Below are 20,840 nucleotides of genomic sequence, written 5' to 3'. Positions count from 1 at the left end.
CGCCCTGCTTTTCAGGGGCGCGGGGAACTGCGCGACAAGCCCCCACAGACCCGCAGACGAAACTGAACCTCGAAAGGCAAGCATGCACACCGCCCGCTTCACCCTCGACCCCGCTTTCACGGTCGGCGAGGTCAACCCTCGCCTCTTCGGCAGCTTCGTCGAACACCTCGGCCGCTGCGTCTACACCGGCATCTTCGAACCCGACCACCCCACCGCGGACGCGGCAGGCCTCCGCCAGGACGTCCTGGACCTCGTGAGGGAACTCGGTGTCACCGCCATCCGCTACCCCGGCGGCAACTTCGTCTCCGGCTACAAGTGGGAGGACTCCGTCGGCCCCGTCGAGGACCGCCCCCGCCGCCTCGACCTCGCCTGGCGCTCCACCGAGACCAACCGCTTCGGCCTCTCCGAGTACATCGCCTTCCTGAAGAAGATCGGCCCTCAGGCGGAGCCCATGATGGCCCTCAACCTCGGCACCCGGGGCGTCGCCGAGGCCCTCGAACTCCAGGAGTACGCCAACCACCCCGCCGGCACGGCCCTGTCCGACCTCCGTGCCGCGCACGGCGACAAGGACCCCTTCGGCATCAAGCTGTGGTGCCTGGGCAACGAGCTGGACGGCCCCTGGCAGACCGGCCACAAGACCGCCCAGGAGTACGGCCGGATCGCCGCCGAGACCGCCCGCGCCATGCGCCAGATCGACCCGGGCGTCGAACTCGTCGCCTGCGGCTCCTCCAGCCAGGCCATGCCGACCTTCGCCGCCTGGGAGGCGACGGTCCTGGAGGAGACGTACGACCTCGTCGACCACATCTCCCTGCACGCCTACTACCAGCCCGAGAACGGTGACCTCGACTCCTTCCTGGCCTCCGCCGTCGACATGGAGTCCTTCATCGAGAACGTGGTCGCCACCGCCGACCACATCGGCGCGAAGCTGAAGTCGAAGAAGAAGATCAACCTCTCCTTCGACGAGTGGAACGTCTGGTACATCTCGGAATGGCACGAGATCGAGAACTCCGGCGCGCGGGACTGGGCGGAGGCCCCCCGTCTGCTGGAGGACAACTACAGCGTCATGGACGCGGTCGTCTTCGGCTCGCTCCTCATCGCCCTCCTCCGGCACGCCGACCGCGTCACGGTCGCCTGCCTCGCCCAGCTCGTCAACGTCATCGCGCCGATCATGACGGAGCCGGGCGGCCCGGCCTGGCGCCAGACGACGTTCTTCCCGTTCGCGCAGGCGAGCCGGTACGGCCGCGGCCAGGTCCTCGACGTACGCGTCGACTCACCGACGTACGAGACGAAGAAGTACGGCGAGGCCGACCTGCTGCACGCCACCGCCGTACGCGCCGAGGACGGCATGGTCACCGTGTTCGCCGTCAACCGCAGCCGCACCGAGGCGCTGCCGCTCGAGGTCGCCCTGAGCGGCCTCGGCCTGTCGTCGGTCGTCGAGCACAGCGCCCTCGCGGACGCCGACCCCGACGCCCGCAACACCCTCGACGACCCCGAGCGGGTCGCGCCGCACGCGGTCGAGGACACGGCTCTTAAGGACGGCACGCTGAGCACCGTCCTGGAGCCGCTGTCCTGGAACGTGATCCGGCTGGCCTAGACAGCCGGGCGGGTCAGCGTTCGATACGGGGCAGGGCGGACGAGGACGGTGAGGTGGAGGTCGTGCCGACCGCCCAGTAGCCGCCCGAACCCGGCACGGACGCCAGCGAGTTCATCACGACGGGGGTCGTGGCCACCGGCCCCCGCTCGCTCACCCAGGCCGTGCCGTCCCACCGCAGGTAGTGGGCCCGGGTCTGGTCCCAGAAGTCCCAGCCCGCGATGCGGTCGGGGCGGCCCTGCGCGTCGCCCACGATGCCGGTCAGCATGCCGACGCCGAACGGTGCCGTGACGCTCTCCCAAGTGCTGCCGTCCCCGTGCAGCAGGCGCACGCCCGGTGGCTTTCCGGGCGGACCGCCGATGCCGTAGTCGTAGCCCGTCAGCCAGATGTCGCCGGGGGTGACCGGGAGCAGCCCGGTGAAGGAGGCACGGATGCCGCCGGGCGCCGGCAGTACGGTCCAGGCGGCACCGTCCCAGCGGGCGACGAGCTCACTGCCGTAGACGTAGAGGTCGCCGCACGGCGCGCGGTGGACGCCCGACGGGGCGACGGTGGTCGTGGCCGGGGGTGCCGCCAGCCAGGTCCAGCTGCCGTTGTGGCCGTGCAGCAGCACTTGTCCGTCGCTGTTCCGGCCGGAGATCCAGACGTGGCCGGTGGGCCCGGCCGTGACTCCGGTGAGGGAGGTCCCGGCCGCCCCGCGCCCCGGGAAGTCGGCGTCTTTCCAGGCCGTGCCGTCCCAGGTGAGGAGCCGGGCGGTGCCGGAGCTGTCGGTGCCGACCGTCCAGGCGGAGCCGTCGGGTGCGGCGGCGACGGAGTTGAGGTGACCGCCGAAGCCGGGGCCGGTGCGCCGCCAGGCCGTGCCGTCCCACGCCAGGGCCAGGGCCGTCCCCCGGACGCTGCCGCTGCGGCCTTCCTCACCCACGGCCCAGGCGAGGGACGGCCCCGCGGCCGCCACGTCGATCAACTGCGCGGCGCCGGTGGCCCCCGGGGCGGTGACGGCCTGCCACACGCGCGCCTCGCCGAGGGGACCCTCAGCCGCCGCCCAGGCCGTCCCACCGCTCGCCGGAACGAGCCCGGCCCCGGCCACCGCACCTAACCCGCTGATGAAACGCCGTCTTCGCACGAGTTCCCCTCCCGGTCAAAAGCCCTTGAAAGGCCAACACGGTGAACCAGCGTGCCGCAGAAGGCAATGCACGAGGACGGCTCGATCCGGTCACGCCGGTCGCTCCGGTCACACGGGCTTGACCGGCACCCCTCCCGCCGCCGCGCCCAGCAGGGTCAGCCGTACGTCCTTCGGCCCGGCAGGTGTGGTCCCGTCCGACAGCACCGCCAGCGCCAGTGTGTTGGCCCCCCGTGTGCGGAGGATCCCGTTCGGCAGCACGAAGGTGTGCTGCGGCCCTACGTCGTTGATGTACTGGCCCATGTTCCAGCCGTTGAGGAAGATCTGCACGCGGTAGGCCCGGCCCGGGTCGTCGTCGAGGACGAGTCCGATCGAGGCGTCGACGCCCGGGTCGATGTCCAGCCGGAAGTCCGTCCGGTACCAGGTGACGCCCTGCCGCCGGTCGGCCCGGGGCAGCTCGGCGTCCTTCCAGTCCCCGTCGTCGTGCTCGGGCAGATGCCAGCCCTCGCGCTCCCCGTGCAGCCCGCCGTTGTTCATCGGCCCGCGCACGGGATCGGGCGTGGACGCGCCCTGGATACGCCACTTCACCTCGGGGGAGCCGCCCTCGAAGGTGACGGCGGTCAGTCCGCGCGCCGCCTTGTGCGTGTCGAGGGCCTTGCCGTCCATGTCGTGCTGCATCGGCCGCACGAGCACGGACAGCACGTGCCGGTCACGCTTCCCGTCCCGGGCCTCACGGAACCGCTCCCGCAGTTTCTCGGGCAGGGCAAACGTGGCCTTCGCGGTCCACGTCCCCTGCCGGGCCCGGCTCTTGTCCGGTACGGGCATCCGGTGCGTGCCCAGCGGCTCGCCGTCAAGCCAGGCCATCAGCAGGCCCTGGGTGCCCGTGCTGTAGGCGAGGGAGACGGACTCGATGCCGTTCTCGTCGCTCCACTCGCCCCGGTACCAGACGTCGCCGTAGTGGAAGCCGTAGTCGTCGGCGAACAGGACGGGCTGCCCGTCGGGGACGGGCGTCGTGCTGAAGGACGTCGTCCGGTCGGCCGCCGTCCAGCCCGAGTCGTCGAAGCCGGGCTCGGCCTCCGGGTTCTCGGTCCGCCGCCGCCAGTCGTCCAGCGCGGGCAGGGCCGGCCGGGTCACGCCGGGGAGCGGCCGCAGTGCCAGCAGGCTCCCGGAGGCGCTGATCCGCGCGGGCACCGCACGCCCGTTCCACGTCACATGGGTGATCCCGGGCGGCCCCCACACCTCCAGGCCGGTCGTGCCGACGGTGTCACCGGTGAGGTGGACCGTCGAGCCGCGCAGGGTGGCGGACCGCAGCAGCGACGGGCCGTAGACGAGGAGCCGGCCGGACGGTGTCTCGTACGGCCACAGCCGCAAGGAGGTCGCGTCGTCGGCGAACAGGACCAGCATCGGCGTGTCCACGCCGTCGCCCTCGACCCGCACCCGGCTCAGCCCGCCGGCGCCCAGCGGAGCGGTGATGTTCAGCTTGTTGAGGTTCCAGGACCACGCGGGCTCCGCGTCCAGCCGCATGGGAGTCGGCTCGTCGGGGCACTCCAGCACGACCTGCGCGAGATCGCCCCGCCGGCCCGCGAACACGGCGATGTCCTGCCGTCCGGCGGTCAGGCTCAGCATCGGCTGCACGGTGGCGTGCACCAGCGTCCGTTTCCCGAGCCTGAGATCGGCGGCGATCAGCTTGGCGTCCCGCGCGGGGACCATGACCGGCACGTCGATCCCGGCGTCCGGCAGCGTCACCGAGACCGCCTCGGCGGAGTCGTTGCGCAGGACGTAGAAGTGGGCGCCGGTGTCGGGGTTGGTCAGGGGGTAGACCTTGATCCGCTTGTCGGTGGCGCGCACGGCCTTCGCCCGGTTCAGCTTGGCGAGGTCGGGCAGATGGCGCAGCGACTGCCCGATCTGGTGCATCGAGGCGAGCTTGGGGGTGGCGTTGCGGGCCTCGTCGAAGGCCGCGCCGTAGTCGTACGACGTGTAGACGGCCGGTGCGGGCAGCCAGCCCCAGGAGGTGCCGCCGAACGTCATGTAGACGTTGTGCAGCGTGATGCCGTTGGCGAGGTTGGTCAGGTAGAAGCGCCGCTCGTACGCCGCGTCCCGGGTCCGCCGCGCCTCGGCGTACCCCTTCCCGTCGAACCAGGAGCCGCCCCACGGGTCGAACCAGCCCCCGCCGAACTCGGGCACGAACCCGGGCGTGCGCGCACTGGCCGTGGCCCCGCCCTTCGCCCCGCCGGTCCCGAAGTGCCCCCAGTCGGGCGGCACCTGCTCCGGCTCCGGATACCCGTCGAACCCGTAGAGCCAGCGGCCCTTCTCACCGCCGGTGCCGAACGACCCGGGCGCCCAGTGGCCGTTGCGGCCCTTGTCGTTGTGGAACAGCGGTACGTCGATGCCGTCGGCGCGGACCTTCTCGTACAGGTACGCCATGTAGGCGCGCCCGGCCGGGTCGTCGACGTGCGCGTCGTACTCGTTCTCGATCTGGTACAGCAGGACCGTGCCCGTACCCCGGGTGAACAGGTGCTTGGCCACGACGGCGTTGACGGCGGTCAGCCACTCGTCGACGTACTTCAGATACGTCGGGTCGGAGGTCCGGGCCGTGCCCTCGGTGGCGGTCAGCCAGCCGGGGAAGCCGCCGGCGTCGACCTCCGCGTTGATGTACGGGCCGGGCCGCAGGATCACGTACAGGCCGGTCTCGGCGGCCACGCGCAGGAACAGGTCCAGATCGCGCACCCCGGTGAAGTCGTACCGGCCGGGAGCGGCGGAGTGGTAGTTCCAGGCGACGTACACGCTGACGGCGTTGTAGCCATGGGCGCGCATCTTCTCCAGCACGTCCCGCCACAGGGACGGGCTCGGCAGCCGGAACGGGTGCATCTCGCCCGACCAGAGCACCAGGCGGCGGCCGTCGACCAGCAGCGAGTACCGGTCGAAGCCGATGTGATGCCGCTCGCCGTCCGCGCTCGGCACCGGTGGCGGTGGGCCCGTGGGCGCGGTCCGGCCCGGGTTGGCGGAGGTCGGCGACCCGCTGCCGGTCAGCGCGAAGCCGAGCGCCGCCGTGCCGGCGAGAGCGTGGAAGGTACGCCTGCTGAGCTCCAAGGGAGCGCCTCCTGTTGTGCTGCCGTGCTGTATGCGGTGCTGGTGCGTCATTGTCTACAGGCCGACCGGGACAATGGTCCTATGAGGATCTCGGCACGAGCGGACTATGCGGTACGAGCGGTCGTGGAGCTGGCCGTCCGGCAGGGGGAGGGGCCGGTCAAGGCGGAGGCCGTGGCCACCGCGCAGGACATCCCCCACAAGTTCCTCGAGGGCATTCTCGGCGATCTGCGGCGCGGCGGTGTCGTCGACAGCCGCCGAGGCGGGGGCGGCGGCTACCGGCTGGCCCGCGAGGCCACCGAGATCACGGTCGCGGACGTGATCCGGGCGGTGGACGGGCCGATCGTCTCGGTGCGCGGCGAGCGGCCGACCGGCCTCGCCTACAGCGGCACCGCCGAGCCGCTGCTGCCGCTGTGGATCGCCCTGCGGGCCAATGTGCGCAGGATCCTGGAGGGCGTGACGGTCGCCGACCTCGCGGCCGGCGCGCTGCCCGAGCAGGTGGAGCGGCTGGCGGCGGAACCGGCGGCCTGGGAGAACCCCTGACGGGCCGCGTCCGCGGGTGCTCCGGTGGGCGAATCCCTGGGTGATCCTCATCGCGTCCTCGGGGAGTCTCCTGGGGCTGAGGCACTGGACACTGGCTAAGGCACCCTATGCGCCCTCCTGCGCCCGGTGCGAAATCCCGCCACTGTGAATGGCCGGAGTGCGCCCTGGCCGACCCCTCCCGCCCTGCGTACGATGCGACCGCTCCCGGCCTTCACAGCTCCTTCATGGAATGGTCACAGGCCGGGGGTGCGTGCGCGGTCGCCCGCTCTGATCTTGACATGCGCATGCCCATTTCATGATCCACCCCCCACGAACCGATGGGAGAACCATGGCCGGTGGCCTGCTCCTGAGCGGCGCGGTAGCCGCGCTCCTCACCAGCGCACTCCCCGCGACATCCCCGTCCTCCGGGTTCGACGACCCGCCCCCGGACAAGATCATCATCCAGGTCGCCACGGTGAACGGCTCCGGCTGTCCGCAGGGCACGGCAGCGGTCGCCGTCTCCGAGGACAACACCGCCTTCACGGTGACCTACAGCGACTACCTCGCCCAGGCGGGCGGGAACTCCGACCCGACCGCGTTCCGCAGGAACTGCCAGCTCAACCTGAAGGTCCACGTCCCCGGCGGCTTCACCTACGCCATCGCGAGCGCGGACTACCGGGGCTTCGCCTCCCTGCAGCGCGGCGCGAGCGCCTCCCAGAGGGCCTCGTACTACTTCCAGGGCTCGCCCAGCACGGTGTACAAGAACCACCCCTTCAGCGGCCCCCTCAACGACAACTGGCAGGCCACCGACGAGACGGACTGGGCCCAACTGGTCTACGCACCCTGCGGAGTCCAGCGCAACTTCAACATCAACACCGAGATCCGGGTCAACGCCGGCACCCAGTCGGCCGACAAGGTCAGCTTCATGACGATGGACTCGACGGACGGGGACATCAGCACGGTGTACCACCTGGCGTGGAAGGAGTGCCCGTAGTCCTGACGGGCTGAACGGGAGCGGCCCACCCGCAGGGGTGGGCCGCGCTCTTCGTCTGCTCCTCTACGGCACTTCTACCGCTCGTCGAGCGCCGCGGCGGTGGCTTTCACAAAGGCCTCCGGGTTGTCCAGCATGATGTTGTGGCCGCAGTCGGGGATCGCGACGACGGATACGCCCGACTCGACCAGGGCGTCCGCGCCCGGGAGTGGACTGTCGGCCTCGGGGAGCAGGAAGGTGCGGGGGATCTTCAGGTCGAGGAGGAGCTCGCGCATCGTGGGGGTCGTGCCGCGGGTGAGGTGGAGTGCGCTGCGATGCAGGGCCTCCCGGCCGGCCAGCCGCATGGTGGACCACCAGTGCGCCCCGACCCGGTCGCGGACCTCCTCCCAGCCGCCGCCCCGCGTGAACTCCTCCTCGGTGTAGGAGGCGATACCGCTGCTGCCCGACGATCCGGGCGCGCGTGGGATCGGGTCGAGGTTCGCGTCGATCAGGACCAGGCGGGAGACCAGGTGGGGGTGGCGGGCGGCCAGGACGATCGCCACCGAGCCGCCCATGCTGTGGGCGATCACTTCGGCGGCGGAGACGCCCGCGGCCGTCAGGGCGTCGGCGAGGGCGTCGGCGTGTGATTCCAGCGTGTAGTCGAAGTGCGTCGGGCGGTCGCTGTGGCCGTGGCCCAGGAGGTCCAGGAGCAGGGAGCGGCGGCCGGACAGCGTCGGGTCGACCGCGACTTCCGTGAAGTAGGCAGGCGAGCTGGCGCCCAGCCCGTGCACGTAGACACGCGGCGGCTCCTGCCCCGGCAGCTCGACCCAGCGGATTCGGTCGCCCTCGGGCGTTACGGCGGCGCTGCGCACGGTCTGCATCTCCTGCGGTCGCGAGTTGGTGAGGAGATGAGAGTAGTCAGCCGTGGGGATGGCAGGGTCTTGGGTCATGGAGTTCTTCTGCTATCACCGTGACCGGGTCGGCTCGCTGCCCTTGCGTGAGGAGTTGGGGGAAGCGCACTGGGCCTATATGGACCAGTACGAGGCCGAGTTGATCGCCCGTGGGCCGACCTTCGCCGATGACGGGGAGACACCGACCGGCAGTGTGCACATCGTCGATCTGCCGGACTCCGCCGCCGCCCGGGCGTTCGCCTTCGACGAGCCCAACTACCAGGCCGGGGTGTACCGGGACGTGCTGCTGCGGCGGTGGCGCAATCTGCTGGGGCGGACCATGTGGGAGTTTCCCGGTGGGTCGAGTGACGGGAAGCGGTTCTTGGTACTCGGCTTCGGCTCCGGGGATGCCGTGGATCTTGACGTGCCGTATGGCCGGGACGAGCTGATCGCCTACGGGCCGCTGCTGTCCGACGACGGTGAGGTCTGGGTGGGTACGGCAGCGCTCGTGAGGGCCACGGACGCGGAGGCGGCGCGTGCGGTGCTCACCCAGGGGCGGTACGCAGGCATCGAGGCGCATGCGTGGGAGTTCGGGGGGCGACGGTGATGAGGGGCCCCGGAGCCCACTGAGGGATGGTTGGGTCCGGGGCCGTGTGCTGTGTCAGCCCTGTTCCACCCCAAGGGTCAGCGCGCCCGCGTACCCCGCCGACGTCGTACTGCCGAGGGGCGTGAGGGTGAGGAGGCCTGACGCCGCGCCTCCCTCGTCGTAGATGGAGTCCTGGGCGAGTGTGGTGCGGGGGACCGTGTTGACCTTGTACGCGGCGAGGGCCGCGACCTTGGTCGTGATCGTTTCGCTGAAGAAGAGCTGGCCGGTGTGGAGTTCCTCGCCGCCGGTGAAGGAGCCGTCGGGGGTCAGGGTGACGTCCGTGTGGACCTTGATGTGGATGTGCACGCAGCGGCCTCGGTACCAGCCGGGGTAGATCGTGGTGATCCTCGCGACGCCGCTGGAGTCGGTGAGGACGCCGCCGCGCAGGAACGTGCCGTTGTCCGGCTCGTCGTGGCCGTTGTTGCCCACGAAGCCGGAGTACTCGCCGAGCGCGTCCGAGTGCCAGATCTCGACCAGGGCGTTCTTGAGCGGGACGCAGGTGTCGTCGTCCACGACCGTGAGCGTCAGGTTCAGGGGGATGCCCGTCTTGTCCTCGCTGATGTCCGAGCGGACGTACTGCCCGTCGAGGTAGTACGGGCCTTCGGTCATCTCCTTGGTGAGGGTGCAGACGGCGGTGGCGGCGACGGGGGTTGCGGCGGTCGGGGTGTTGGAGGCGGCTGAGCCTACGGCCAGGGCAGCTGCGGTGGCACCCGTGGCCAGGAGGACGGTGCGGCGGCCGATGGGGTTGGGTTCGTGTGTCTCCGAGGTGTCTGTCATGAACACGGCACCGTAGGGCGGCCAGCTGTCGGGGAGCTGTGAGTTCGGCAAAGTGATGGCTCGTCAAGTGCTCTGTCAGACAGGGGGTTTGTGAGGTGCTGGTGGGGCCGCCCGCTTCTCGGCAGTGTCGTGCTGGAGCGAGCGGGCGGCCGGGGGAGGAGCGGTGGCCAGGGCCGTCGGGCCCCTCGGTCGGCGGCGTGGCCGTTCGGCGTTGCGGGGACGTGAGGGGGGGCGGCGTTCCTGGCAGCGGTGCCGGGCCCGCTTGCCGTCCCTTTCTGCCGACGCCGGGTAAGCCGCCTGAGAGGATGGCGCGGACCATCACAAGAAATAGGGGTCGAGCATGCTCGTGCTCATACTGTCGGTCGTTGTTCTGCTCGTCATCGGCGGCTGCGTCTGCGTCTTCTGGGCGGCCCGGGGTGACGCCCCACGCTGGGCACGGGGTGTGGCCAAAGCGACGCTGCTCGGCAGCGAACTGACCCGCAGTGCGAGCCGGAGTTCCGGCTCACAGCGAAGTGGCGGGGACGACTAGGCCGTGCTTCAGGTGACGGGTGAGTCTTGGGCGGATAGCTCTTCGGCCAGTTCCATACAGCGCAGGCGGGCTGGGGAGAAGTCGTAGGGCATCTTGCCGGTGGCTTCGAACACACTCATGGAGTCAGCCTCCCGCCTGCCGGAGCTGAGGTCGGCCTCGTCCTCGCCGTCCTCGGGGTGCGAAGTGTCCCAGGCGTCGCAGAGGTCATCGTCGACCGTGCCCAGGCCGGACTCCTCGATGACGGCCTGCAGGGCGCTTTCGAAGGCGTGCCGCTCGACGGCCACTTGAGCCACCCGGGGATCATCGACGGCGACGCTGTCATCGAGTGCCTCCTCGGCCTCATCGATGCGGTCGGAATCCTCCCGCAGAGTGGGATGCGTGGCCAGGGCGACGAAGCGGGTGGCCTGGAGGGCCGCGCCGAGCGGGCCGAAGATCCGCTCAGTGACCAGCAGAGTGTCCAGGTCCGCCTGACGCAGGGAGCCCTCGGGCAGGCTCTTGAGGCGTTCGGTGACGAAGTCGGAGAGCAGGCCCATCCGGCTGCCTTCGGTGCGCATCCGCTGCACGGCGGTCCGTTGCCGCCGCAATTTCGCCTCCTGCTCGGTGAGGGATTGTTCCAACCGCTCCAGGATGCCCGCGATACCTTCTCCGCAGTCCGCATCGGCGGAAGCCGTGCCGGTGGTGAAGGCGTCACGAATGTCGTCCAGGGCGATCCCGGCGTCGGCCATCTTGCGAATCCACAGCAGGCGGATCATGTCCTCGTACTCGTAGCGGCGGCGGTCATCGCTGCCCCGCTCAGGCTCGGGGAGCAGGCCGATCTCGTGGTAGTGGCGAATCGCCCGAGGCGTGCTGCCGGCGAAGCCCGCCGCGTCACCGATCTTGACCTGGCGAGGTGGCCGGAACGACGAATGCATGAGCAGGGACCTTTCCTCAAGCAGCCGGGACACAAGTCCACCTGACCACATGCCGCTACGGAAGGTGCAACCCCGTCGAACCTAAAACACGGCCTAGTCCCGCCCCGACCGTTACTTGGTGGCGTGCGTGAGGAAAGCCGCCCAAGTGGTGGGGGAGAGGGTGAGCTGGGGTCCCTGCTTGTCGCGGTCTTCTCCTCGTCGACGCGCTCGCCGACCGGTGGGAAGTGCTGCGGCGGGAGCCCGGCAAGACCGTTCGCGCCGAGGTCGATGTGCCGGGCACCGTCCCGTAGCCGCCGCTCAACACTGTTGGATCTCCGAGGCCGGTCACAGCTGTTGCCGCGCGGACCATTGACGCGCAAGAGGTTCGATTCTACGGTCCCGTTCGAACTTGCGATCGCTGTCCGAAATATCGGCCAGTGCTATCAACCCACCGCAAGCACCCCCACCGCAAGGAGGACCCGCATGAGCCGCTCCATCCTGCGCAAGAGAACCGCCCTGCTCGCCCTCCCCACAGCGTTCCTGCTCGCCCTCGTCCCGGGTGCGGCGTCCGCGTACCCCAACCCCGGCCGCGTCACCGGTGACGTCGTCACCCACGACCCGTCGATGATCCGCACCTCGTCCGGCCAGTATCTGCTCTACGCGACCGGCGGCGGCATCGCCAACAAGACATCCACCGACCGCACCGCCTTCCGGAACGGCGCGGACGCCTTCTCCAGCCGGCCGAGCTGGTGGCGGAACTACTCCTCCGTGCCCGAGGCCTGGGCGCCGGACATCTCGTACCACGGCGGCAAGTACCTGATGTACTACTCCGTCTCGAAGTTCGGCTCTAACACGTCCGCCATCGGACTCGCGACCTCCAGCACCGGCCGGCCGGGCAGCTGGACCGACCAGGGCACGGTGTACACGTCGAACTCCTCCAGCGACTTCAACGCCATCGACCCGAACCTCTTCGTGAACGACGACGGCAAGTGGTGGCTGTCCTTCGGCAGTTGGTGGACCGGGCTCAAGATGATCCAGATCAACCCGTCCACCGGGAAGCAGCTCTCCTCCAACACCACCCGCTACTCGCTCGCCTCCCGCCCCACCGGGACCAAGGCCGTCGAGGCGCCCTTCATCGTCAAACGGGGCGGCTACTACTACCTCTTCGCGTCCTACGACACCTGCTGCGCGGGCACCAGCTCCACCTACAAGGTGAAGGTCGGCCGCGCCTCCAGCGTCACCGGGCCCTACGTCGACAGGAACGGCGTCTCGATGATGAACAACGGCGGCACGCCCGTCCTGGAGTCGCACGGCAACGTCATCGGTCCCGGCGGACAGTCGATCCTGAAGGACGTCGACGGCGACCTGATCGTCTACCACTACTACGACGGCAACGACAACGGCACACCCAAGCTGGGCATCAACCTCCTGAACTGGAGCAGCGGATGGCCCGTCGCGTACTGACCCTGCCGACGGCAATGATCGTGGTCCAACCATAATTGCCAACAGCGGAGACTGAACCCCGTTCGATAGAGTCCCGTTTCTTTCCTTTTCTTTCCCCCCGGTTTGGCGATCTCCGCAGGCGGATAATATGCGGCCTGCAACGTCCGGTGCGTTGTGCCATGAGGTGGGGGGCGTATGGTGAGCGTGTTTCTCGACGGATTGTCGAGGCGGGCCGATTCGTTTCGACGGAGGTCGCTGCCGACCCTCGCCGCGGTCGCGTTCGCAGGCGTTCTGGTGACCGCGGGGTGTGGATCGTCGGATGAGCCCCGGGCCGGTGTCCCCGCCGGCCCGACCGGCACAGCGGGCGTGCCCGGCGCGGATGACACGGGCGAGGGCACGGACTCCTCCGGCGGTTCCTGGGACGGCTCGGGCGGCGGTTCCGCCAGCGGTGGCTCGACCGGTGGTGGGACGGGCGGCGGTGGAACGGGCGGCTCGTCCTCGAGTTCAGGCGGCTCGGGCAGCGGGGGCGAGACCTGGACCGGCGGTGACAAGGGGAGCTCCACCTGGAAGCCCGGCCGGACCAACGGGGGCCGTGGCAACGGCGGCTCCGGCGGAGAACGTGAAAGGTCCACCGACCCGGCTCCCGACCGGGAGTTCTCCTGGGCCCCGTTCGGCCCAAGCTCACCGGAGTGGGACGGAATCAACACGGACCACGTCTACGACTTGGTGCAGGCGAGGAACTGCCCCGAGGCCAAGCGCTGGTACGACGCCGCGGGCCAGACGAATTGGCAGGCGAGACCCGCCGCCTGGAAGGTACTCGAAGGGCTGATCGCCGCTTGCTACGCCGTTGGCGGAGAAGAAGGCGAATGGCAGAAAGCGATCGACGCGTACGCCGTCGTCAAGAATCAGCCGTCGGGAGACTGTAAGTACACAGCGGCACGCCGCACCCTCGGGCAACTCGCCGAATTCCGGGCCGCGCATCCCGACGCCAGAATTCGAATTCGCCCGGCGGGCCACGGAGTCCAGGCCTGTCCGTCAGTCATCACCAGTATGTCCCCCAGGCAGGCGGCGCCCGGAGCCACGGTGGAGGTCAAGGGAACCTGGCCCAGCGCGGCGACGGTGTACGCGGGCGGCCGTGAAGTCCCCCTCGTCGATAACGCCAACCGCATGCACCCCGTCTGCTGCCTCAACGCCACCGTGACGTTCGAGGTCCCCGGGGACGCGCCCGCGGGGGCCGTGCGGATCACTCTGAAGACCCGGAGCGTCGAGTTGGACGCGGGTGAACTCACGGTCATCGCCCCCTGACCATGGCCGCCCCCACCGACGGATCCCGGTTCAGATCGCTGACCGCCCGCCTCCGGCGCGTGCCGCCCCCCGCGCCCGATCCCGATCCCGCGCCCGATCCTGATCCCGCGCCTGATCCTGATCCCGCGCCTGATCCTGATCCCGCACCACCACCGTCCCCGGCACCCTCCGTACATCCGCCGAGCAGACCGGAACCCGGGCCCCCGCCGGACGGTCCTCAACGACCTGGATGGATGGAACTCCTCGGCACCATCGGCTCACTCGTGTCCCTGCTCGCGGCCGTGCTCTTCTACTTCGGCTGGGCCAGCACCGACGCGGAGACCCGTGCCCTCGGCCTGCGCGACAGCATCTTCCGTCTCTCCACCAGCGAGTACCTGCTGCGCAGCGTCGAGGCCCTCTTCCTTCCCGCCTTCCTGGTCGTCGGAGCCCTGCTCGCCGCCATCGGGGTCCAGCGCTGGATCACGAGCTCCCCGGGGCGGGCCGAGACCGCCGTACGCCGTATGCGCTGGGGGTGGCTGCCTCCCGTCGCCCTGGCGCCCTTCTACACCCTGCACCCGGCCCTCTTCGAGCTGGTCCTTCCCCTCGTCGCCATCCCCGGACTCCTGGCAACCGCCTACGCCCTCACCCGGCCCGCCCAACCAGCCGTGACCGACACCGCCCAACGGCGGCTACGCCTCAACATCTGGGCGCTGGCCCTCGTCCTGTGCCTGCTCTCCCTCTTCTGGGCCGTCTCCTCTTACGCGGGCATCGTCGGCCGCGGCCGCGCCGAGGAGGCCGCGCGGGCGGTGAACACCCCCGCCTTCCCCAGCGTCGTGGTCTTCAGTGAGAAGGACCTGATGATTCGCGGGGGCGGCGCCTGCCACCAGCGCGTGAAGGCCGAGAACAGCGCATACGCCTTCCGGTACTCGGGCCTCCGGCTGTTCTACGTCTCCGGCGACCGCGTGTATCTCGTGGACTGGAAGTGGCGCCCCTCCGACGGAACGCTGTGGGTGGTGCGCGAGAGCGACTCGGTGCGCGTCGAGTATGTGAGCGGACCCCTGGGCCGTGAACCGGAGTGCTGATCCGACGTGCGCGGTGCTACCCGGCCTGACCCATCCCCGCCGCGTTGGGCCAGGCCTGGGTGCCCGGCCAGCCCGTGGCCGGGGCGGGGGACAAGCCGTTCGTTCCCCTGACCTGCGCGGCGGTAAGCCCACCCCGGGCGGGAACCCCCGGCGGGGTGGGCCCCGTAGCGGCCGGCACGGGAGCCGGCGCCGGAGCAGGGACCGGCGCCGGGGCTGGGGCGGGGACCGGAGCCGGAGCAGGTGTCGGTGCCTGTGCGACAGGCGCCAGCGGCTGCTGGACCGGGGCGGCCATGGGCTGCGGGGCGGGCTGGGGCACCTGCTGTGGCACCGGCTGCGGCACAGCCTGTGGCATCTGCTGCTGCCCCATCTGGCCCATCTGGCCCATCTGGCCCATCTGGCTCATCGGCCCCGTCGGGCCCATCTGTGCCGCCGCCGGCATCGGCATCCCTCCGCCCGGGCCCGCCGGTGCGGCGGACGCGGCGGCGGGGAGCGGCATGCCGGTGCCGGCGGCAGCCGGCGCCGCGGCGGGCCCCGGACCACCGATACCGGTGGCCTGAGCGGCGAGCCCCCGCATGCCCGACCCGTTGGTCTCGCTCACCAGACGGTCCACGGCCGCCGTACCCGAGCTGTAGCTGGTCCCGTTGCCCAGCTCGGGTACGGCGGCTCCCCTCCTGGACGTCCCGTAGAGCACCTGTTCCAGGCCGGACACCAGGCGACGCACGTCCACCTGGGGGCGCACGACGAGACGCAGGAAGCGGCTGGACGAACCGATCTTGTTGCCGCACTCGCGGACCAGGATCCGGTGCTCGGTGAGCATCCTGTCCCGGACCACGGTGCCCTCGGCGCCCACGGGGAGGCGCACGAAGAGGAAGTTGCCCTGCGACGGGTAGACCGTCAGCCCGGGCAGGGCGGAGAGCTGGCTGGCCATGTCGAGCCGGTCGCGGCGCACCTGCTGGAGGCTCTGCGCGTACTCGGCGCCGTGCTCCTTGAGCATGAAGACGACGTGCTCGGCGAAGGAGTTGAGGTTCCACTTGGGGAGCATCGACCGGACGCGCCCGGCGAGCGCCGGGTTGGCGACGAGGTAGCCGAAGCGGATGCCGTGCAGGCCGAAGTTCTTGCCGAGGCTGCGCAGGACCACGACGTTGGGCCGGAGCATCGCCTCCTGGACGACGGAGGGTTCGGCCTCGGCGTCCGCGAACTCCAGGAAGGACTCGTCGATGACCACCAGGTCGAGGTCGGCCATGGCGTCCATGAACTGGACGATGGCGTGCTTGTGGAGAAAGCCGCCGTCGGGGTTGTTCGGGTTGCAGATGACGGCGACGCGCGTGCCCCTCGCGCGGATGAACTCGGCGTACTGCGCCAGGTCGAGGGCGAAGCCGCTGGACTCCTGGAGCGGGAACATGTCGACCCGCTTGCCGGTCTCCATGGGCTGGTCGGTCCAGCGGCCGAAGGTGGGGACGGGGATGGCGAGGGACTCGCGGACCAGCAGGTGGTCGATCCAGGTGATGAGCTCGGTGGAGCCGTTGCCCATGGCCACGCACTGCGGCGGCAGCTGGAGCAGGCTGCACAGTTCGGCCGTGATGGTGTCGGCGCCGCTCGGGTAGTACGTGATGATGTCGCGCAGCTTGGCCGACATGTCGTCGAACATGGCCGGGGTGGGGAAGTACGGGTTGCAGGGGATACAGAAGTCCACGGGGCCGGCTCCCTCGCCGCCCTCACGTGTCAAAGCCGCCATCGACGGGCTGTGTGCCGCGGTACTGCGGAACAGCGACGTGACGTTGTCGGCCATGGAACCTCCGTATGAGGCGGGTCCGTTGGGGACGGCCGGACCCGACGTTTAAGGGCGGCCCGCGCGGGGGAGCGCGGGCCGCCCTTACATACGGAGACTGTGGTGACACTGTTCAACCGTCGGGAATCCGGCCAGGACTTGTGTCCTACCTGTGAAGGCTTGTCAGTGGCACCAAGGACATCAGCAGCCGAACGTGTGGATCGTCGTCGTCCGGTACGTCTGCCCCGGCCGCAGCACCGTCGACGGGAACTTCGGCTTGTTCGGCGAGTCCGGGAAGTGCTGCGTCTCCAGGCAGAGCGCGTCGCCCTGCCGGTAGGTGCGGCCGGACGGGCCGGTGAGCGTGCCGTCGAGGAAGTTGCCGGAGTAGAACTGCAGGCCCGGCTCGTTCGTGGCGATCTTCAGCGTGCGGCCGGAGGCGGGGTCGCGCAGGGTGGCCACGTGCTCGGGCCGGGCGGTGATGCCCTTGTCGAGGACCCAGTTGTGGTCGAAGCCCTTTGCGGTCACCAGCTGGGGGTGCGAGACGCGGATGTCCCGGCCGATCGGCTTGGCGCGGCCGAAGTCGAAGGGCGTGCCCGCGACCTTGGCCAGCTCGCCCGTGGGGATCAGGCCCGCGTCGGTGGGCGTGTAGCGGGAGGCGGCGATCTGCAGCTCGTGGTCCTCGATCGTGCCGCTGCCCTCGCCGGCGAGGTTCCAGTAGACGTGGCTGGTGAGGTTGACGACGGTGGCCTTGTCGGTGGTGGCCTCGTAGTCGATGCGCCAGTCGCCCTGCCGGGTGAGGGTGTACGTCACCTTCGCCTTGAGCGTGCCCGGGTAGCCCATCTCCCCGTCGACGCTCGTGTAGTACAGGTGCAGACCGACGTCGGAGCCCTTGGTGAACGGCTCGACGTCCCACACGCGCTTGTCGAAGCCCTTGGCGCCGCCGTGCAGGCTCTGCTCACCGTCGTTGACGGAGAGCTGGTAGTCCTTGCCGTCGAGGGTGAACTTGCCCTTGCCGATGCGGTTGCCGTAGCGGCCGATCAGGGCGCCGAAGTACGGGCTCTTGGCGATGTAGTCCTCGACGTTGTCGAAGCCCGCCGAGACGTTGGCGTAGCGGCCGCGGCGGTCGGGGATCTCCAGCGACTGGACGATGCCGCCGTAGGAGAGGACCTTCAGGCGGGTGCCGCCGTTCTCCAGGGCCCAGCTGTAGATCTTGGTGCCGTCGGCGAGCTTGCCGAAGAGCGTCTTCACCGGCTTCCTGCCTCCCGTGGCGTGCGCCGTGCCGCCGAGGGTGGTGGCGGCCATGCCCGCCGCCGCTGCTCCGGCTATGACCGTGCGTCTGTTCAGTTCCATGCGTGCGGCTCCCGTATAAGGAGAGGGCCCCGCCTTCCCGGCGAGGCCCCGATCTGACTTACGAACCGACCTTGCGCTTGTTCCACACGTCGAACCCGACCGCCGCCAGCAGGACCAGGCCCTTGATGACCTGCTGCCAGTCGGTGCCGATGCCGACGAGGTTCATACCGTTGTTCAGCACGCCCAGGACCAGGCCACCGATGATCGCGCCGAGCACGGTGCCGACACCGCCGCTCATCGACGCGCCGCCGATGAACGAGGCCGCGATCGCCTCCAGCTCGAAGTTGAGGCCGGCCTTGGGAGAGGCCGCGTTGAAGCGGGCGGCGAAGACCAGACCCGCCAGGGCCGCGAGCATGCCCATGTTCAGGAAGACCAGGAAGGTGACCTTCTTGTCCTTCACACCCGACAGCTTGGCCGCCGGGAGGTTGCCGCCGATCGCGTAGATGTGGCGGCCGATGATCGCGTTGCGCATCACGTAGCCGAAGCCGACGAGCAGCACGCCCAGGATGAGCAGCACGATCGGGGCGCCCTTGTAGCTGGCCAGCAGCATCGTCAGCGTGAGGATGGCGGCGCCGAGCGCGACCAGCTTCAGCAGGAACAGCTTGGCCGGCGGGACGTCCAGGGAGAACTCCTGCTGCCGCCTGCGGTCACGGACCTCCTGGAAGACCACGAAGGCGATCATCGCGAAGCCCAGCAGCAGCGTCAGGTTGTGGTAGTTGGTCTTCGGGCCGACCTCGGGCAGGAAGCCGTTGGCGACCTTCTGCAGGCCCTCCGGGAACGGGCCGAGCGTCTGCCCCTCCAGGAAGATCTCGGTCAGACCGCGGAAGATCAGCATGCCCGCCAGGGTCACGATGAACGACGGTATGCCGCCGTACGCGATGAAGAACCCCTGGATGGCACCCGCGATGGCGCCCACGGCCAGGCACAGCACCACGGCGAGGAGCCACGGTATGTCGTGTTTGACCATGAACACGGCGGCCATCGAGCCGACGAACGCCGTCAGCGAGCCGACCGACAGGTCGATGTGGCCCGCGATGATGACCAGCATCATGCCGATCGCGAGGATCAGGATGTAGCTGTTCTGCAGCACCAGGTTCGAGACATTGCGCGGCAGCAGCAGGTCGCCGTCGGTCCACACGGCGAACAGGACCACGATCAGGCCGAGCGCGAACAGCATGCCGTACTGCCGCATGTTGCGGCGCATACCGTCCATCATCAGCTGCAGCAGTCCGTTGCCGGTGCCCTCCCCTCCCTTGCCGGTCGGCGCCGGGGCCGGCGTCTTGGCGGTCACGTCCGTGCTCATCGGGTTACCTCTTTGTCCTTCGTCATCTGACGCATCAGCGATTCCTGGGAGGCCTCGGCCTTCGAGAACTCACCGGTCAGCCGCCCCGCGGCCATCGTGTAGATGCGGTCGCACATGCCGAGCAGTTCGGGCAGCTCGGAGGAGATGAAGACGACCGCCTTGCCCTGGGCGGCCAGCTGGTCGATGACCGTGTAGATCTCGTACTTGGCGCCGACGTCGATACCGCGCGTCGGCTCGTCCAGGATCAGCACCTCGGGACCCGAGAAGATCCACTTGCTGAGGACGACCTTCTGCTGGTTGCCGCCGGACAGCTTGCCCACCGGCTCGAAGACGGTCGGCGCCTTGATGTTCATGGACTTGCGGAAGCCCTCGGCGACCTGCCGCTCCTCGTGCTCGTCGACCACACCGCGCTTGGCGACCTTGCCCAGGGCGCTCAGCGAGATGTTCCGGTTGATGGTGTCGATGAGGTTGAGGCCGTAGTGCTTGCGGTCCTCGGTGACGTACGCGATCCCGTGCTTGACCGCCTCGGGGACGGTCTTGGTACGGATCTCGGTGCCGTCCTTGAGGACCGTGCCGCCCGCGTACCGGCCGTACGTCCGCCCGAAGACGCTCATCGCGAGCTCGGTGCGGCCCGCTCCCATCAGACCCGCGATGCCGACGATCTCACCGCGCCGCACCTCGAGCGACACGTCGTCGACGACCTTGCGCTGCTGGTCGATCGGGTGGTGCACGGTCCAGCCCCGGATCTCCAGGGCGGGCGCCACGCCCTCCTCGGGCTCGTGCGGCGACCGCTCCGGGAAGCGGTGCTCCAGGTCGCGGCCGACCATGCCCTTGATGATCCGGTCCTCGGTGGTCTCCGCGGCCTTCACGTCGAGGGTCTCGATGCTCTGGCCGTCGCGGATGATCGTCACCGAGTCGGCGACCTTGCGGATCTCGTTGAGCTTGTGGGAGATGATGATCGAGGTGATGCCCTGCTTCTTCAACTCCAGGATGAGATCCAGGAGTTTGCCGCTGTCCTCGTCGTTCAGCGCGGCGGTCGGCTCATCCAGGATGAGCAGCTTCACCTTCTTCGAGAGCGCCTTGGCGATCTCCACGAGCTGCTGCTTGCCCACGCCGATGTCGGCGACGCGGGTGTCCGGGTGGTCGGAGAGACCGACCCGGCGCAGCAGTTCGGTGGCGTGCCGCAGGGTCTCGGTCCAGCTGATGATCCCGCGGGTGGCGTGCTCGTTGCCGAGGAAGATGTTCTCCGCGAGGGAGAGATAGGGCACCAGGGCCAGTTCCTGGTGGATGATCACGATGCCGCGCTCTTCGCTGGCCCGGATGTCCTTGAACTGGCAGACCTCTCCCTCGAAGAGGATGTCGCCCTCGTAGCTGCCGTGCGGGTGGACGCCGGAGAGGACCTTCATCAAGGTCGACTTGCCGGCGCCGTTCTCCCCGCAGATGGCGTGGACCTCGCCCTGCCGGACGTTCAGCGTGACGTCCGACAGCGCCTTGACGCCGGGAAAGGTCTTGACGATCGAGCGCATTTCCAGGACGGGTCCCGCCATGGTCGTGCCTTCCAATCAGTGGTGAATCGTCGGTCGGTGGCGGG

At 69.6% G+C, this 20,840-nt stretch carries 17 protein-coding genes and 1 pseudogene; 9 read left to right on the top strand and 9 right to left on the bottom strand.

The annotated features are described in order from the left end of the window. Window positions 1-82 precede the first annotated feature (82 nt). Complete coding sequence (gene arfA, locus AC07DF_RS23940; RefSeq protein ID WP_478974848.1) at window positions 83-1,594, top strand: arabinosylfuranosidase ArfA; 1,512 nt, start codon at window positions 83-85, stop codon at window positions 1,592-1,594. 13 nt (window positions 1,595-1,607) lie between these two features. Here the strand turns inward: arfA and AC07DF_RS23935 are convergent, their stop codons facing one another. Continuing rightward, window positions 1,608-2,711, bottom strand: a complete 1,104-nt coding sequence (locus tag AC07DF_RS23935; RefSeq protein WP_478974845.1) for an NHL repeat-containing protein — start codon at window positions 2,709-2,711, stop codon at window positions 1,608-1,610. A 108-nt stretch (window positions 2,712-2,819) separates the two neighbouring features. Beyond that, on the bottom strand, window positions 2,820-5,798 hold the full coding sequence (locus tag AC07DF_RS23930; RefSeq protein WP_478974842.1) for a glycoside hydrolase family 35 protein: 2,979 nt from the start codon (window positions 5,796-5,798) through the stop codon (window positions 2,820-2,822). Between the two features lie 81 nt (window positions 5,799-5,879). Here AC07DF_RS23930 and AC07DF_RS23925 point away from each other — a divergent pair, with 81 nt between their 5' ends. Continuing rightward, window positions 5,880-6,338, top strand: a complete 459-nt coding sequence (locus AC07DF_RS23925; protein WP_478974839.1) for an RrF2 family transcriptional regulator — start codon at window positions 5,880-5,882, stop codon at window positions 6,336-6,338. Window positions 6,339-6,666: 328 nt separating this feature from the next. After that, complete coding sequence (locus tag AC07DF_RS23920; protein ID WP_454360830.1) at window positions 6,667-7,311, top strand: DUF4360 domain-containing protein; 645 nt, start codon at window positions 6,667-6,669, stop codon at window positions 7,309-7,311. 74 nt (window positions 7,312-7,385) lie between these two features. Here the strand turns inward: AC07DF_RS23920 and AC07DF_RS23915 are convergent, their stop codons facing one another. Beyond that, window positions 7,386-8,159 (bottom strand): alpha/beta fold hydrolase, encoded by a 774-nt coding sequence (locus tag AC07DF_RS23915; RefSeq protein WP_478976203.1) that lies wholly within the window; start codon window positions 8,157-8,159, stop codon window positions 7,386-7,388. A gap of 76 nt (window positions 8,160-8,235) precedes the next feature. Between AC07DF_RS23915 and AC07DF_RS23910 the strand changes: the two genes are divergently transcribed. Then, a complete protein-coding gene (locus AC07DF_RS23910; RefSeq protein WP_478974835.1) occupies window positions 8,236-8,784 on the top strand; it encodes a YciI family protein in 549 nt (182 codons plus the stop codon). 54 nt (window positions 8,785-8,838) lie between these two features. On the opposite strand, the gene AC07DF_RS23905 is transcribed toward AC07DF_RS23910, so the two are convergent. Further along, entirely contained in the window at window positions 8,839-9,600 is a 762-nt protein-coding gene (locus AC07DF_RS23905) for an intradiol ring-cleavage dioxygenase (protein ID WP_478974832.1), read from the bottom strand. Between the two features lie 340 nt (window positions 9,601-9,940). On the opposite strand from AC07DF_RS23905, the gene AC07DF_RS23900 reads away from it, so the two are divergent. Next, entirely contained in the window at window positions 9,941-10,129 is a 189-nt protein-coding gene (locus tag AC07DF_RS23900; protein WP_478974829.1) for a hypothetical protein, read from the top strand. 8 nt (window positions 10,130-10,137) lie between these two features. Here AC07DF_RS23900 and AC07DF_RS23895 read toward each other — a convergent pair whose 3' ends face one another. Beyond that, a complete protein-coding gene (locus AC07DF_RS23895) occupies window positions 10,138-11,040 on the bottom strand; it encodes a MerR family transcriptional regulator (protein WP_478974826.1) in 903 nt (300 codons plus the stop codon). A gap of 182 nt (window positions 11,041-11,222) precedes the next feature. Between AC07DF_RS23895 and AC07DF_RS23890 the strand changes: the two are divergent. The 4 genes and pseudogenes from AC07DF_RS23890 to AC07DF_RS23875 all read left to right on the top strand — a co-directional run. Then, a pseudogene (locus AC07DF_RS23890) lies at window positions 11,223-11,330 on the top strand (ATP-binding protein); the annotation flags it as partial. Window positions 11,331-11,502: 172 nt separating this feature from the next. After that, window positions 11,503-12,483, top strand: coding sequence for an arabinan endo-1,5-alpha-L-arabinosidase (locus tag AC07DF_RS23885; protein WP_478974824.1), 981 nt, complete (start codon window positions 11,503-11,505; stop codon window positions 12,481-12,483). Window positions 12,484-12,828: 345 nt separating this feature from the next. Then, complete coding sequence (locus AC07DF_RS23880; protein WP_478974822.1) at window positions 12,829-13,767, top strand: hypothetical protein; 939 nt, start codon at window positions 12,829-12,831, stop codon at window positions 13,765-13,767. Window positions 13,768-14,000: 233 nt separating this feature from the next. Further along, entirely contained in the window at window positions 14,001-14,828 is an 828-nt protein-coding gene (locus AC07DF_RS23875; protein ID WP_478974819.1) for a hypothetical protein, read from the top strand. Window positions 14,829-14,844: 16 nt separating this feature from the next. On the opposite strand, the gene AC07DF_RS23870 is transcribed toward AC07DF_RS23875, so the two are convergent. From AC07DF_RS23870 to mmsA, 4 genes are all read right to left on the bottom strand, one after another. Further along, window positions 14,845-16,617: a pyridoxal phosphate-dependent aminotransferase gene (locus AC07DF_RS23870; protein WP_478974816.1), complete on the bottom strand. Its 1,773-nt coding sequence runs from the start codon at window positions 16,615-16,617 to the stop codon at window positions 14,845-14,847. A gap of 180 nt (window positions 16,618-16,797) precedes the next feature. Beyond that, the gene (locus AC07DF_RS23865; protein ID WP_478974813.1) at window positions 16,798-17,946 is read right to left on the bottom strand and encodes an aldose epimerase family protein; all 1,149 of its coding nucleotides are present in this window, start codon (window positions 17,944-17,946) and stop codon (window positions 16,798-16,800) included. Between the two features lie 58 nt (window positions 17,947-18,004). Next, window positions 18,005-19,249, bottom strand: coding sequence for a multiple monosaccharide ABC transporter permease (mmsB, locus tag AC07DF_RS23860; RefSeq protein WP_478974810.1), 1,245 nt, complete (start codon window positions 19,247-19,249; stop codon window positions 18,005-18,007). Continuing rightward, window positions 19,246-20,796 (bottom strand): multiple monosaccharide ABC transporter ATP-binding protein, encoded by a 1,551-nt coding sequence (mmsA, locus tag AC07DF_RS23855; protein WP_478974807.1) that lies wholly within the window; start codon window positions 20,794-20,796, stop codon window positions 19,246-19,248. Before mmsA ends, mmsB begins: the two co-directional genes overlap by 4 nt. Between the last annotated feature and the right edge of the window lie 44 nt (window positions 20,797-20,840).

This window comes from Streptomyces sp. NPDC044719 (assembly GCF_056433405.1).
This window is presented reverse-complemented; position numbering and strand designations above follow the sequence as displayed.

Bases quoted from the DNA above. Each gene is read 5' to 3' on its own strand.
- AC07DF_RS23875 (WP_478974819.1), top strand. From the start codon at position 14,001: ATGGAACTCCTCGGCACCATCGGCTCACTCGTGTCCCTGCTCGCGGCC.
- AC07DF_RS23910 (WP_478974835.1), top strand. From the start codon at position 8,236: ATGGAGTTCTTCTGCTATCACCGTGACCGGGTCGGCTCGCTGCCCTTG.
- mmsB (WP_478974810.1), bottom strand. From the start codon at position 19,249: ATGAGCACGGACGTGACCGCCAAGACGCCGGCCCCGGCGCCGACCGGC.
- mmsA (WP_478974807.1), bottom strand. From the start codon at position 20,796: ATGGCGGGACCCGTCCTGGAAATGCGCTCGATCGTCAAGACCTTTCCC.
- AC07DF_RS23870 (WP_478974816.1), bottom strand. From the start codon at position 16,617: ATGGCCGACAACGTCACGTCGCTGTTCCGCAGTACCGCGGCACACAGC.
- AC07DF_RS23920 (WP_454360830.1), top strand. From the start codon at position 6,667: ATGGCCGGTGGCCTGCTCCTGAGCGGCGCGGTAGCCGCGCTCCTCACC.
- arfA (WP_478974848.1), top strand. From the start codon at position 83: ATGCACACCGCCCGCTTCACCCTCGACCCCGCTTTCACGGTCGGCGAG.
- AC07DF_RS23905 (WP_478974832.1), bottom strand. From the start codon at position 9,600: ATGACAGACACCTCGGAGACACACGAACCCAACCCCATCGGCCGCCGC.
- AC07DF_RS23865 (WP_478974813.1), bottom strand. From the start codon at position 17,946: ATGGAACTGAACAGACGCACGGTCATAGCCGGAGCAGCGGCGGCGGGC.
- AC07DF_RS23900 (WP_478974829.1), top strand. From the start codon at position 9,941: ATGCTCGTGCTCATACTGTCGGTCGTTGTTCTGCTCGTCATCGGCGGC.
- AC07DF_RS23895 (WP_478974826.1), bottom strand. From the start codon at position 11,040: ATGCATTCGTCGTTCCGGCCACCTCGCCAGGTCAAGATCGGTGACGCG.
- AC07DF_RS23885 (WP_478974824.1), top strand. From the start codon at position 11,503: ATGAGCCGCTCCATCCTGCGCAAGAGAACCGCCCTGCTCGCCCTCCCC.
- AC07DF_RS23925 (WP_478974839.1), top strand. From the start codon at position 5,880: ATGAGGATCTCGGCACGAGCGGACTATGCGGTACGAGCGGTCGTGGAG.